Below are 282 nucleotides of genomic sequence, written 5' to 3'. Positions count from 1 at the left end.
AATCGCTTCGAGCGGCGTCAGGATTTCACCCGCGCGCTGCTTGCGCCAGGTGTCGGTGAAAAAACGGCGGACTTCGTCGCGGCTGGGATTGAACATCGATGGACTTCGGACGGTGAAAGCGAGTGGGGCGGGCTGTTTGCGCTGTGCGTCGGCTCGGACGTCGCCAGCAGCCGTTCATTTTACGCCGCGCCCGCAGCGCGCGCAGACGGATGGCGCGACACGCTGAAAGCGCCGTGCCGCGGCGCTTAGAGATCGGGCGGCGGCGTCTTCGGCTTGAATTCG

Annotated in this window: 1 protein-coding gene; it reads right to left on the bottom strand. The window is 65.6% G+C overall.

Going from position 1 to position 282, the window contains the following annotated elements; all coding sequences use genetic code 11:
- The coding region (locus SB753_RS36575; protein ID WP_410805005.1) for a DUF1841 family protein at positions 1-96 on the bottom strand (96 nt) is incomplete at its 3' end.
- Between the last annotated feature and the right edge of the window lie 186 nt (positions 97-282).

The sequence above is a fragment of the Paraburkholderia sp. SIMBA_053 genome (assembly GCF_046534895.1).
Classification (GTDB): domain Bacteria; phylum Pseudomonadota; class Gammaproteobacteria; order Burkholderiales; family Burkholderiaceae; genus Paraburkholderia; species Paraburkholderia caledonica.
The sequence above is the reverse complement of the archived record's forward strand: the minus strand, read 5'-3'. Positions and strand labels throughout refer to the sequence as shown.